The organism is Emticicia sp. CRIBPO (assembly GCF_009905725.1).
Taxonomy (GTDB): Bacteria; Bacteroidota; Bacteroidia; order Cytophagales; family Spirosomataceae; genus Leadbetterella.
Genome location: NZ_JAAAKV010000015.1, coordinates 59,654 through 72,428, shown reverse-complemented (window position 1 = coordinate 72,428; position 12,775 = coordinate 59,654). Strand labels below are relative to the sequence as shown.

General features: G+C 41.8%; 12 protein-coding genes. 7 read left to right on the top strand and 5 right to left on the bottom strand.

Annotation, left to right across the window (positions count from 1 at the left end):
• The gene (locus GVN16_RS23955; protein WP_166566500.1) at nt 1-1,023 is read right to left on the bottom strand and encodes a hypothetical protein; all 1,023 of its coding nucleotides are present in this window, start codon (nt 1,021-1,023) and stop codon (nt 1-3) included.
• 5 nt (nt 1,024-1,028) lie between these two features.
• Nucleotides 1,029-2,255 (bottom strand): MFS transporter, encoded by a 1,227-nt coding sequence (locus GVN16_RS23950; protein WP_166566499.1) that lies wholly within the window; start codon nt 2,253-2,255, stop codon nt 1,029-1,031.
• A gap of 127 nt (nt 2,256-2,382) precedes the next feature.
• On the opposite strand from GVN16_RS23950, the gene GVN16_RS23945 reads away from it, so the two are divergent.
• Nucleotides 2,383-3,333 (top strand): hypothetical protein, encoded by a 951-nt coding sequence (locus GVN16_RS23945; protein WP_166566498.1) that lies wholly within the window; start codon nt 2,383-2,385, stop codon nt 3,331-3,333.
• A 202-nt stretch (nt 3,334-3,535) separates the two neighbouring features.
• Here GVN16_RS23945 and fbaA read toward each other — a convergent pair whose 3' ends face one another.
• On the bottom strand, nt 3,536-4,612 hold the full coding sequence (gene fbaA / locus GVN16_RS23940) for a class II fructose-bisphosphate aldolase (protein WP_166566497.1): 1,077 nt from the start codon (nt 4,610-4,612) through the stop codon (nt 3,536-3,538).
• 244 nt (nt 4,613-4,856) lie between these two features.
• Between fbaA and GVN16_RS23935 the strand changes: the two genes are divergently transcribed.
• Nucleotides 4,857-5,393 (top strand): NADPH-dependent FMN reductase, encoded by a 537-nt coding sequence (locus GVN16_RS23935; RefSeq protein WP_166566496.1) that lies wholly within the window; start codon nt 4,857-4,859, stop codon nt 5,391-5,393.
• On the opposite strand, the gene GVN16_RS23930 is transcribed toward GVN16_RS23935, so the two are convergent.
• Entirely contained in the window at nt 5,394-5,849 is a 456-nt protein-coding gene (locus tag GVN16_RS23930; protein WP_166566495.1) for an META domain-containing protein, read from the bottom strand.
• 253 nt (nt 5,850-6,102) lie between these two features.
• Here GVN16_RS23930 and murB point away from each other — a divergent pair, with 253 nt between their 5' ends.
• A complete protein-coding gene (gene murB / locus GVN16_RS23925) occupies nt 6,103-7,122 on the top strand; it encodes a UDP-N-acetylmuramate dehydrogenase (RefSeq protein WP_166566494.1) in 1,020 nt (339 codons plus the stop codon).
• A gap of 195 nt (nt 7,123-7,317) precedes the next feature.
• Nucleotides 7,318-8,265 (top strand): sugar phosphate isomerase/epimerase, encoded by a 948-nt coding sequence (locus tag GVN16_RS23920; RefSeq protein WP_166566493.1) that lies wholly within the window; start codon nt 7,318-7,320, stop codon nt 8,263-8,265.
• Nucleotides 8,266-8,313: 48 nt separating this feature from the next.
• Here the strand turns inward: GVN16_RS23920 and GVN16_RS23915 are convergent, their stop codons facing one another.
• On the bottom strand, nt 8,314-9,267 hold the full coding sequence (locus GVN16_RS23915) for a threonine/serine dehydratase (RefSeq protein ID WP_166566492.1): 954 nt from the start codon (nt 9,265-9,267) through the stop codon (nt 8,314-8,316).
• Between the two features lie 386 nt (nt 9,268-9,653).
• On the opposite strand from GVN16_RS23915, the gene GVN16_RS23910 reads away from it, so the two are divergent.
• The 3 genes from GVN16_RS23910 to GVN16_RS23900 all read left to right on the top strand — a co-directional run bounded on the left by GVN16_RS23910 (nt 9,654) and on the right by GVN16_RS23900 (nt 12,493).
• Nucleotides 9,654-10,673, top strand: a complete 1,020-nt coding sequence (locus GVN16_RS23910) for a rod shape-determining protein (protein ID WP_166566491.1) — start codon at nt 9,654-9,656, stop codon at nt 10,671-10,673.
• A gap of 104 nt (nt 10,674-10,777) precedes the next feature.
• Nucleotides 10,778-11,455: a response regulator transcription factor gene (locus GVN16_RS23905; protein WP_166566490.1), complete on the top strand. Its 678-nt coding sequence runs from the start codon at nt 10,778-10,780 to the stop codon at nt 11,453-11,455.
• A 15-nt stretch (nt 11,456-11,470) separates the two neighbouring features.
• Nucleotides 11,471-12,493 (top strand): HAMP domain-containing sensor histidine kinase, encoded by a 1,023-nt coding sequence (locus tag GVN16_RS23900; RefSeq protein WP_166566489.1) that lies wholly within the window; start codon nt 11,471-11,473, stop codon nt 12,491-12,493.
• Nucleotides 12,494-12,775: the final 282 nt, after the last annotated feature.

The following is a 12,775-nucleotide window of genomic DNA, read 5'->3' as shown; positions in this document are numbered from 1 at the left end:
TCAGTGCATATTGACCAGGTTTAAACTGAGTTCCACTACATCACCCATGTTTTTGCATTTTAAGAAATCCTTGTTTTTGTAATGCAGGGATAATTCTTCCTTGAGTTGAACCAGGTTCTGAGGGAGAAATATCCGGTCGTTTTTCATCGACTCAATCAGCTCCTGCAGCCTGGTTTTTTCTGCCAGCATGCGGTTGGATATCAAAGACCTCTCTTCTATCTGATATTGTTTGACTGATTCCGGGGTCATGTACTTCATGCCTACTTCAATGATCGCATTGTTCTGCTTAAAATACTGGGGCATATAAACCGATTTGGAGGCTTCGTACGATTGCTGGTCAAAATCTATGGCCCTGATCCGGTAATGAAAATCCTCAAAGTCGGGGGTGACGATGATCACAAAATTAGAAGAGTGCATATCTCCCAATAAGCGGACAAAACACCGCTCATTAAATTTGATAAACTCTTTTGATAGCCTGATGGGATTAAGGTTGACATCCGTAAGGTGATTCTGAATAAACAGGTCCCCGGTTATTCCTGCGATGTGTTCTTCGACCAGGGTTTCTTTGTTGGTTACATAAGAAATGACGTTGGGAGAAAGAATATGCTCCAGCTCCAGGCCGTAAACACGGGAAGCGTCGGCATTCTTAATATAGAAGTAATCGTAATTGTCATTGACCTTGTTACTGATCCTGATCCGGAAAGGGGAGGTGTTGGCATAAGTACAGATATCAACCCGGTCTACGATCAGGTGTTTGATGACCGATTCGTCACCGTCGGTCTTCAGATCAGCATAAATCCTTTTGAGGTTTTCATAAATCTCGAGCAGGTCCGACTGCTGATAGAAGACGGTTTCCCACAGTGTGTCATTCCCTTTTTTATCATACAAGGTGATCCTGTTGTCAAACCGGTGCAGGTCTGAGTATTTGATGGGGAGTTCTTTCTCCCTGCCGTATTTGACAAGGTAGTCCCGGAGTTGTGGGGAGATTTTATAAGGGACCTTCTTTTTTGAAATAAGTGCCATGGTGTTTATTCGGTAAAATCCAGATCGCGTGAAAAAGTATCTTTAATAAAAAATGTTCCGGCAAAAGCCAGTATAAAACAGAGAATGCCTACCATCAGGGCAGATTTCAGAATATCGTTATCATTCAAACTCATTAAACCCTGGTAAATAAAAGTAATCGGTACTACCGCCCCTCTGGCAAAATTGGGAATGGTAGTGGCTACGGTTGCCCTGATGTTGGTGCCGAACTGTTCAGCCGCAAGGGTAATGAGCGAAATCCAGTATCCAGCACTGAAACCTAATACAATATAAGAGATAAAGAGTAAATTCAATGAAATGGAGAAACTGTTGAGGTGCAGCAGGCAACAAACCATACTGAAAATGAGAAACAGAATGATGGCTTTCTTCCGGTTCCGGAGCCATTGGCTTAGCAGTCCGGAAGTAAGATCGCCGATGGTGAGGCCGATGTACACAAACATCACGGCTTTCCCGGCGGTTACTTCGCCTTCAATGTTGAGCTTGGCAGCGATCTCAGGAGCCAGCTGCATCAATATAGTGATGACAAAAAATATCGGAAGGCTGATCAGCATGCAGGACAGGTAGCGTTTCAGTTTGTCTTTATGTGTAAACAGCTGAAGGAAATTCCCTCTGCTTACATTCTCTTTCTCAGACTTAAGGAACAGGCCGGATTCAAAAGTGCCTACCCTGAGGAAAAGCAAAAGAAGTCCCATGCCGCCTCCTATTATAAAGGAGTACCGCCACGGGGTAAGATCCCCGACGATTCCCGCAGTGAAAGCACCGGCAGCTCCTATGGCTGCTACCAGGGCTGTGGCATATCCCCGTTTTTCTTTGGGCATGATTTCAGAAACGAGCGTTACGCCGGCACCCAGCTCACCGGCAAGCCCGAATCCGGCGATAAATCTTAAAATGGAATATTGCCAGATGTTTTCAACAAAACCATTGGCCAGGTTGGCCAGGGAATAAACCATGATGGATCCGAAAAGGACATAAAGGCGGCCTTTTTTATCCCCGAGAATGCCGAAGAAAATACCCCCTAGCAAGGTGCCGATCATTTGAATATTGAATAGGTTGAGACCTGTCGAAGAAAGGGATTCCAGGGGAACGTTTAAGTCCAGAAGACTTGATTTACGGATCACGACAAATAAGATCAGGTCATATGCATCTACAAAATAGCCCAGTGCGGCTACCAAAACAATTAAATATTTTTTGTTAATTGCGGTGTTATCTGCCATTATTTCAAAAATCTTTTTTAGAAGGGTTAAGGGTTTCTTTTTTGATATTTTTTTTAGACCTTACAAATAATTACAATTTTTTACCGTTTTATGTCTAACTAAAATAATCGCTAATATAAATATAACTATGGAACAATCTGAGAAAAACAACAGCACAGTCGTGAAAGCCGGCTTGATTTTGGCTATTGCCATTGCCGCAATATTCGGGTATTTGTACTTCAACGCAAAACAGGAAGTAAGTCAGAGAAATGTTGACGTATCTGAAAAAACCCAGGAACTCCTCAGAACAAATTCCAAACTTGATTCCATTTCTGCTCAATTAGACGACAAAATCGCCGAAATTACTGCTTTAGGTGGACAGGTTGGGGAATTGGAGGCATTGAAAGCCCAGTTGGAACTGGACAAGAAAAAACTTCTAACATCCAAAAATGTCAGTATCAAAGAATTCCAGAACAAAATCAAGAGTTATGAAACTACTTTGACTGAAAAAGATGCTGAAATTGCACAGTTGAAAGAGCAAAATGCTCAGCTTAACCTGCAAAACGAGGTACTTAATACCGAAAACACCGGTCTTAAGACTACCAACACCGAGCTGAAAACAGCTAAGGATGCGTTATCGGATACCGTGTACAACTACAGTGTAAAAAACAAGGAGCTGACTGAGAAGGTAACCCTTGCTGCTGCTTTGAGACCATTGAACTACACCGTTTCGGCTATCAACTCGAGAGGCCGTGAAAGAGACGGCGAAGAGTTTAAAGCCCGTAGAGTAGACAAAGTTAAAGTAAGTTTTAAACTGGCTGAAAACCCGCTTACTCAAAAAGAAACCAAAACCATCTATATGAGAATGCTGGATCCTAAGGGCTCTGTTATTTCTGATATGGCTACAGGATCTGGTGCATTTAGTTTTGGCGGTAAAGAAACCGTTTACACTGCCAAACAAAATGTAAACTATACCAACACCGGTCAGACAGTTGACTTCATTTATGACCGTGGTGCTGCTTATGAAAAGGGAGTTTACAAAATCGAATTGTATGCTGACGGTTTCAGAGTAGGACAAACCAACTTCACTGTAAAATAATCAATATTGCAGAATAGTCTTATAACAAAAAGAGCGGCCCCGGCCGCTCTTTTTGTTACTTAATTTTATACTCTTATAATTTCCTTAAGTTAATAGCTGCAAAGTGTGCTTTGTCACGCATTCTATTCTTCCTTCCTCCTTTTCCCTCAAAAAAAAGCCCCCTGAAGTTATCAGGAGGCCTTAAAATATATCTTGAAATCAATTAAGCATCAAGCTTATTGATACAGTTCAGATCTTCGAAAGCTTCTTTCAATCTGGCAACCATTGATTCTTCACCTTTACGCAACCAGACACGTGGATCGTAATATTTTTTGTTAGGAGAATCCGGTCCTTCAGGATTACCCAGCTGAGACTGAAGATAACCTTCTTTTGATTTGTAGTATTTAAGGATACCTTCCCAGGTAGACCATTGCATATCTGTGTCAATGTTCATCTTGATCGCACCGTAATCGATGGCCTCACGGATTTCCTGACGTGATGAACCTGATCCGCCGTGGAATACGAAGTTAACAGGCAAGTCACCGGTTTTGAATTTCTCTTTGATATAATCCTGAGAGTTTTTCAGAATGATCGGCTGAAGAGAAACGTTACCTGGTTTGTAAACCCCGTGAACATTACCGAAAGCCGCAGCAATTGTAAAGTTCGGAGATATTTTCAATAGTTCTTCGTAAGCAAAAGCTACTTCTGAAGGCTGAGTGTAAAGTTTTGAGCTGTCAACGTCAGAGTTGTCAACGCCGTCTTCTTCACCACCTGTCACACCTAGTTCAATTTCGATGGTCATGCCCATTTTGGCCATTCTTTCGAAATATTTAGAACAGATTTCGATGTTTTCCTCGATTGGCTCTTCAGACAAATCAAGCATGTGAGAGCTGAACAATGGCTTACCGTGCTGAGCGAAGAATTTCTCACCTGCATCAAGCAAACCGTCGATCCATGGAAGAAGTTTTTTAGCACAGTGGTCAGTATGTAAAACTACAGGCACACCGTAAGCCTCGGCCATCTGGTGAACGTGCATGGCTCCTGAAATCGATCCGGCAATAGCTGCTTTCTGATCTTCATTAGACAGGCTTTTCCCTGCATAAAATATACCTCCGCCATTCGAAAACTGAATGATAACCGGAGAATTTACGGCTTTAGCCGTTTCTAATACCGCATTAATAGAATTGGTTCCTACAACATTTACTGCAGGAAGGGCATAGTTATTTTCGTTAGCGTGACGAAATAATTGATTCAAAGCTTCGCCTGTTACTACACCTGGTTTGATCAGAGATTGGCTCATAAACTATTTTTTAGAATTAAAAAAAGAAAAACTTTTATTATAGCCTGAAAAATGAAGGTAATTTTAATATTCTGACAAAGCTATCAAAAATTAAGGCAATCTGAAATAAAGATTCTTTAAAAATGAATAAATCAAACTTCCCTGCAGCAGCCTCTATGCTTTTTAAAAGAGAGATTTCAGGCATTTTGAAACCGAATCATTTATTTTTTGTTTTTATCTGGAACGGTTTTAATTAAAACATAAAATGACAGCGACTCCCATAGGCATTATAGTAGGTACCAACAGACATAATTCTTTCACCAAAGTAATAGCTCAGTACTATCAGAAGATACTTTTGAAATTTGACCAGCCTTCTATAATCATCGACCTTTCGTTGCTTCCTGAAGACTTCGCGTTTTCTGCCCTTTACCATAATCATGGGAAAAACGATCAGTTCAATATCTTCCAGGACCAGATGGACCAGTGCAATAAGTTTGTTTTTGTAGTGCCGGAATACAATAGCTCATTTCCGGGGGTGTTAAAGACTTTTCTGGACGGATTGAGACATCCAGACAGCCTGGTGGGCAAGAAGATCGCTTTAGTCGGACTTTCGGCCGGTGTTTTAGGAAACGCCGTGGGATTGTCACATCTGACAGACGTGCTTAATTACTTTAATGCTAATGTATTAGGGTTAAGGGTCAAGTTAGGGATAGTGAAACAACATTTTGCAGATGGTGAATTTACGAGCGATATCTACAGAAACTTCATGGAAAGGCAGGCAAAACTGCTGATCGAGTTTTGATTATTTTTTCCTGAATATCATAATTTCCGAAGCCGGCTCAGAATCGAAGAGTTTAAGAGTGGAGCCTTCCAGTTTAAATTTCTTTATCTTACGAAAATTTCCGTAATACTCCTGCTCTGCCAGGTTTCGTGAATTGTCTACAGCGGCGATCAGTGTTGTGGTTAATTCTTTAAAAACGATAGAGCCTGCCGCCTGATCAAACCTGTAAGTTCCCCCATACTCATTGACATAGCTCTGTCCGCTGAAATTCCATTCTTCGTCCGAATTCTTCTTGATAGTTAACGTCATTTTCGAAGACCCGGGGGTTTTACTGACGGCATATCCTTCAAAAATATACTCTCCCGCCAGGTTGTTGATCTGGGCCAGCGTCATTTTGTTCTGATCAGGTGAAACCTCTGCTTTATTACAAGAGAGAACCGTTGTTAAGATGATCAAAGAAAGAAACAGGTTTTTCATAACAATAAACAGGTAACAGGTTTTCTATAAGACTCTTAATCAGCTGAAAAGGTTGGGAAGGATTTCTTTGTATCAGGGTCAGTATAAACAATCAGTTGTTAAAACAAAAACTGCTTCCGGAAACCGGCGGAGAAATTTAACCGGGTGGAAATACGACGGAAATCTTATATAAAATAAGTGGCCTGAATTCTTTATTCGTAAATTGCAGCCTTAATCTAAAAGCAGTTTTTAAAGAATAAACAGATTGATTTAAATGCCAGTTATCCGGGAAAACATCTCATTACAACCTTACAATACTTTTGGTCTCGAGGCCAACGCTGATTTCTTCACGGAGGTACAATCTGTAGAAGAGCTCAAAGAGATATTATCTGATCCGGCTTATGCAGCTGTTCCGAAGCTCTTTTTGGGTGGGGGAAGCAACATTCTCCTTACCGGAGACTTCAGGGGGCTGGTGGTTAAAATCAATCTGAAAGGCATCAGTGTCGTCAGTGAGGATGAAGATCAGGTCATCATAAAGTCGGGAGCTGGTGAGGTGTGGCATGACCTGGTGATGTATTGTGTTGATAATCAACTCGGAGGCATCGAAAACCTGTCCTTGATTCCGGGAACAGTGGGTGCGGCTCCTATGCAGAACATCGGGGCCTATGGCGTAGAGATCAAAGACGTGTTTGTTTCACTGGAAGCTTTGAATCTCCAAACATTTGAAACAGAAACCTTTGATCTTGATCAATGTAAATTTGGTTACAGGGAAAGCGTTTTCAAGCATGAAGCGAAAGGTAAATATGTCATTCTGAATGTAACTTTCCGGCTTTCAAAACACCCTGTTTTTCATACGACTTACGGTGCAATTAAGGAAACCCTTGAACAAATGGGTGTGACAGAAATGAGCATAAAGGCAGTGAGCGATGCCGTTATTCACATTCGTCAGAGTAAATTACCGGACCCGAAAAAGATCGGAAACTCCGGAAGCTTTTTCAAAAACCCTGAGATATCAAAAAACCATTTTGAAAAGCTCAAAAGTCTTTATCCTGCCATACCTTCTTATCCGATAGATGAGCAGACCGTCAAGGTACCTGCAGGCTGGCTGATAGAACAAGCCGGCTGGAAAGGAAAACGCTTCGGACAGATCGGGGTACATGAAAAACAAGCCCTGGTGTTGGTCAATTACGGAGGAGGCGACGGCAACGATATTAAAAAGCTGGCTTATGATATTCAGCATTCGGTAGAAGAGAAATATGACATTCACCTTCATCCTGAAGTCAATTTTATCTGAGTAACAGACGGATACCGGGCTTTGTCATGATATTGGCGAAGAGGTAATACATGAGATTTAGGTGTGATTTTTATGCCGTCATAAAAGCCTGTAGCTTAAAGCTTACTCACTGTAGCATATATAAGATGACTCATTAGGAGATTTCAGATTAAATTTTGATTTTTGTAAATAACCTTTTAATTCAATCTTATAATTATGAAAGACTCCTCCTCATCAAGAAGAAACTGGATCAAACAAACCGCTTTGGCAGGTGTAGCCACGCTTGCAGGCACGCAGGCTTCAACTGCTGCTTCGTCTGCTCCGGCAGCAGCTTCAAAAATTCCGATCAGCGTTTCGACTTATTCTTACTGGCATTTCAGAAAACCAAAGTACCCGATTGAGCAGGTCATAGAAAATGCTGCAAAACTGGGATTTGACGGAGTCGAGATATTGCACCGTCAGATGGACAATGAGACTGTGCCTTATCTTAATAAACTAAAGAAACTGGCGTTTGTCAATGGTTTGAGCCTCCCGATGTTATCTATTCACCAGGATTTTGTTTCTCAGATCAAAGAAGACCGTGATAAAGACATAGCCCATACTAAAAAATGCATTAATCTGGCCGCCCAGATGGGTATCCCGGCCATCAGGCTGAACTCCGGGAGATGGGGGACCATCCCTTCTTTTGATGACCTGATGAAAGTAAAAGGACAGGAACCGCCTATCGAAGGCTATACAGAAGACGATGCCATCAAATGGTGTATTGATTCAATTGGCGAATGTCTGGTTGAAGCAGAGCGTGCGGGTGTGGTTTTAGCACTTGAAAATCACTGGGGCCTTACGACCAAAGTTGAAGGCTTGCTGAAAATTTACAAAGCATTGGCCTCTAATCCATGGATGGGTTTAAATATGGACACAGGCAATTTTGTGGGGGATCCGTATTCCCAGATAGAACAACTGGCTCCTTATGCCACGATCGTTCAGGCCAAAACCTACTACGGTGGCGGCGAATGGTATACCCTGGACCTGGATTATCCAAGAATAGCAGGAATATTAAAGAAACATGGTTTCAAAGGTTTTGTATCGCTGGAAATGGAAGGAAAAGAAGATCCGGAAACAGCTGTTCCGAAAAGCCTGGAAGTTTTAAGAAAAGCGTTTGGGTAAGATATAAGAAGGGTGAATTTCAAATACTGAAGTTCACCCTTTTGTTTTTCAGAAAGGAAGTTTTTTCAGATCGACATTACCTCCCGAGAATATAATACCTGTTTTTTGTCCTTTAAATTTGTCTTTTTGCTTCAATAAGGCAGCAAACGGTACAGCCGCTGAAGGTTCTATCACAATTTTGAGACGCTCATAAATCAGCTGCATGGCCTCCACAATCTCCTCGTCACTGACAGTGATAATCTCTTTTACATATTTCCTGATGATTTCCAGCGTACGTGTGCTTAAGTTGGTCAGTAAGCCGTCAGCAATGGTTTTTACAAACGGAGCTTTTTCAACATTCCCTGATTGAAAAGAAAGTACCGCATCTGCCGCACCTTCCGGCTCACCGGCAATGACTGCTGTTTCGGGAGAGAAATAATGAGCAGTAAGGGCAGTTCCGCTCAGCAGCCCGCCGCCACCCACCGGGGCAAAAAGGTAATTGAGGCCGGGAACTTCTTCCAGTAGCTCTTTTGAGGCCGTAGCCTGCCCGGCTATGACGTCATAATTATCAAAGGGATGTATGAAAGTAGCACCATATTGCTCAATCACCTCCTGTACCCCTTTTTCACGGGCTTCCAGAGTCGGTTCGCACTCGATGACCGTTCCGCCCAAAGCCAGCACACCTTTCTTTTTTATTTCAGGAGCATTGTCCGGCATCACGATATAGGCTTTCGTGTTCAGCATTTTAGCCGCCAGTGCAATGGCCTGGGCATGATTTCCGGACGAATGAGTGCAAAGTCCTTTTTCAAGGCTCTTTTCGTCAAGAGAAAGGGCAGCATTGAGACCACCTCTGGCCTTAAAAGCCCCGATCTTCTGAAAATTCTCGCATTTAAAATACACTTCACACCCCGCCAGCTCATTGATGCTCTGCGATTTAAAAACAGGTGTTTTGTGAATCAGTGGTCTGATTCTCTCGTGAACTTCTTCTATGTCTGCTTTAACAGGAATTTGCTGTATTTTCATTCAATTGATAATTATGGGCTAAAAATAATAAATAGAACCAGATTTCGGGCTCAATGATACCCAAAGAAATTAAAAGATGCCTCTTTTAATTTTTAGAAATTTATATCTCAGCTACCATTCGCCGGATTCCGGTTTTAGTACAATATTGTTTTATAGAAATTGTCAGGGTAAAAATGAAGATAAAAGTAGTTAAAGGCCGTCTTTATTTCGTAAATGAAGCACTTGATTCCCCTTTCTTTTGTTTGGTGAAAGATTGGCCGGATATTGGAAATTTACATAATTTATAATTTTATTTTTTCTTTATTTTTCCTTCATGAGTTCTTTATTATCTTAGTCGTAATTCGCGTAACTAATTGATTTTATATTATTTGTGTTACGTTTTGATAATGATAAAAAAAATAAATCCGCTGCAAATCGGGGTAGATCTGGGAACTGCCAATACCATCATAGTGAACCATGAGAGGGTTCTCCTGAATGAGCCCTCTATCATTGCGATTGACAAGAGGTCATCGTCGATTGTTGCGGTCGGAAGGAAAGCACTGGACATGCACGAGAAGACGCATTACAATCTTAAGACCATAAAACCGCTGAAAGACGGGGTAATAGCCGATTACTCTGCAGCAGAAAAAATGCTTCGTGAGTTTGTGTCGATTTCAGGAAATAATAAATACAGCCTGGGAGCAAAGAAATTCCTGATCTGTATTCCGTATTATACCACTGAGGTGGAGAAGAGGGCGGTCAGGGATTCAGCCCAGGCAGCCGGAGCTTCGGAAGTTTTTATGATCCACGAACCCATAGCCGCCGGAATCGGGGCAGGAGTGGATATTTTTGAACCCAAAGGGCACATGCTGGTTGACATTGGCGGAGGTACTATCGAGGTGGCTGTTTTGTCTTTGTCTTCCGTAGTTTGTAACCAATCTTTAAGAATCGGGGGAAATACTTTTGATAAGGACATCGTGGATCATGTAAGAAGGAATTATAACCTGATGATCAGCGAAAAAACGGCTGAAAGGACCAAACTGGCCCTTGGAGCTGCCATTTATGACCTGGAAGACGCCCCGCCACCGATGCAGGTGGTAGGCAGGGATCTGGCCAGCGGCCTTCCCCGTTCCATCGTCCTGACCCACAGCGATATTTTCCTGATGATGGACAAAACCATTTCCCAGATCGAAGAAGGTGTGCTGAAAACCCTGGAAAAATGTCCCCCGGAGCTTTCAGGTGATATTTATTCTAATGGCATCATGCTGACGGGTGGTGGTGCCTTTATCCGGGGATTGGCTAAAAGACTCTCCCTGAAAACCAGGCTTCCGGTAAAGCTCGTGCAGAACCCGCTGCTGTCCGTAATGCAGGGAATAACCAAATGCCTGAATAATTTTGATTCGTTTCAGCACGTTTTTATTTCTTAAGGCTTATAATCCTCACAACAGAAGGACAAGTGAAGAATAGTTAGTAAATTGTTAAATACTTTTACCCCATCCTAAATGATAGAATGGACAAGTTTAAAAATCTGATGAGAATATTATTAATAGAAGATGAACCTAAAACCGTACAGTCTTTAAAATTGAGTCTTGAAGAAAATGGTTTTGAAGTAGATATAGCGTATGATGGTGATTTAGGATCCACACTGGCCAGGAAAAATGTTTATGATGTTATCATTTCCGACATTATTTTGCCTCACAAAAACGGTTATGAAATTGTAAAAGAGCTCAGAAACCTGGGGAGTGTCACCCCGATTATTTTATTGACTGCCCTCAGTTCGCTTGACGAAAAATTGAGGGGCTTTGATGCCGGGGCCGATGATTACCTCGTGAAACCCTTTGAGCTGAAGGAGCTGATGGCCAGAATCAAAGTCGTGACCAGGAGAACCAACGGAGTGCAGATTTCTTACAAAAAAATGCAGTTTGAAGATCTTGAGCTTAATCTTGATTCTAAAACCGTCATCCGGGGAGGAAAGCAGATCATTCTAACCGCAAGAGAGTTTGGTTTGCTGGAATGCCTGATGAAAAATCAGGGAAGGGTAATGTCAAAAGAAGAACTGCTGGACAAAGTCTGGAACATGGACTCGGACGTGACTACCAACGTGGTGGAGGTTTTTATGAATTTGCTGAGAAGAAAAATTGATAAGGATTATCCTCAAAAACTCATTTATACCATTTACGGGATGGGTTATGTCATGAAAATCAATTAAATACCCGGTTTTCAGATGAAATTAAAAGACAGAATCAATTTTTCTTTTACGGGCATACTGGCCGGAGGTCTGCTGATCATCCTGATTGTTCTTGCTATATTGTTTCAACAACATCTCAATTCGGACCTGCTGTTCTGGGGCATTACCGGGTATATATTAACGGTTGCCCTCATCTTTATTTCCGGAAATCTGCTGATGACTTATTTTCTGAGTCCCATCGGCCGCATCACAGAAGACGTGGAGTCTATCTATCCTAAAAACCTGGAGAAAAGGCTTACTTTTACCAGGGAAGACGAACTGGGAGAACTGGCTGAGTCATTCAACAAACTCCTTGACAGGATAGAAGGGGCCTTTCAGCTTCAGCAAACCTTTATTTCCAATTTTTCGCATGAGTTGAAAAACCCGCTCATGAAAATGGTTTCCCAGCTTGAGCTGGTCATTATCAAGGAGAGAAAACCGGCTGAATACGAAGAAATAATCAAATCGGTGCTTGAGGACCTCATAGAACTCGGGCATTTATCTGATACTTTACTTGAACTGGCCAAAGTAGGAGACCAGTCAAAAGATCTGATCCCTGCAACCGTCAGAGTGGATGAGCTGCTTTTTGACGCCCGTGAATTTCTGATTGAAAGCCAGAAAGGATGCAAAATCATCATTGATTACCAGGGCGATATGTTTACAGAAGAGCAGCTGACCATCATCGGTAACGCTCATTTGCTCAGGACAGCCTTTGTAAACATCATCGAAAACGGATGTAAGTTTTCTTATGACGGCCAGGTGATGGTCATGTGCGGTGTAGAAAACAAGTATGTTTGTATCTCTATCAAAAACAGGGGATTTGGTATCAAAGAAAAGGATATCCCGCACCTTTTTGATCCTTTTTTCAGAGCCGAAAACACAGCAGCATTTAAAGGGTACGGTATCGGACTCCCTCTGGTCCACAGGATCGTCAAGCACCACAAGGGCCTTATTGAAGTGGTTTCGGTAGAAAACGAAGAGACCAATTTTATCATCAAAATCCCTATTGCTACTTATTAAAATTCCTCTAACGGTTAGTTTTTATTTTAACCCGAAATCCGATCTCTCCATTTTTTTCGTTTGATTACTGGCACCGGAAACATATCCGGAGGCGTAAAAATCTGCTCTGATGGAGCTCTTTTCGTTTATTGAAACATTACCCCGTGTATTTTTCGTCACTTTCTTCTTTCTTGCCGATTTTTTCCATAATTTCGAATCGAAAACCGGACACATCTTTGAAACATATCCATACATACCTACTGAATCTGATAGTTTAAAAGATAGGCTCCTGATTTTCTGAAT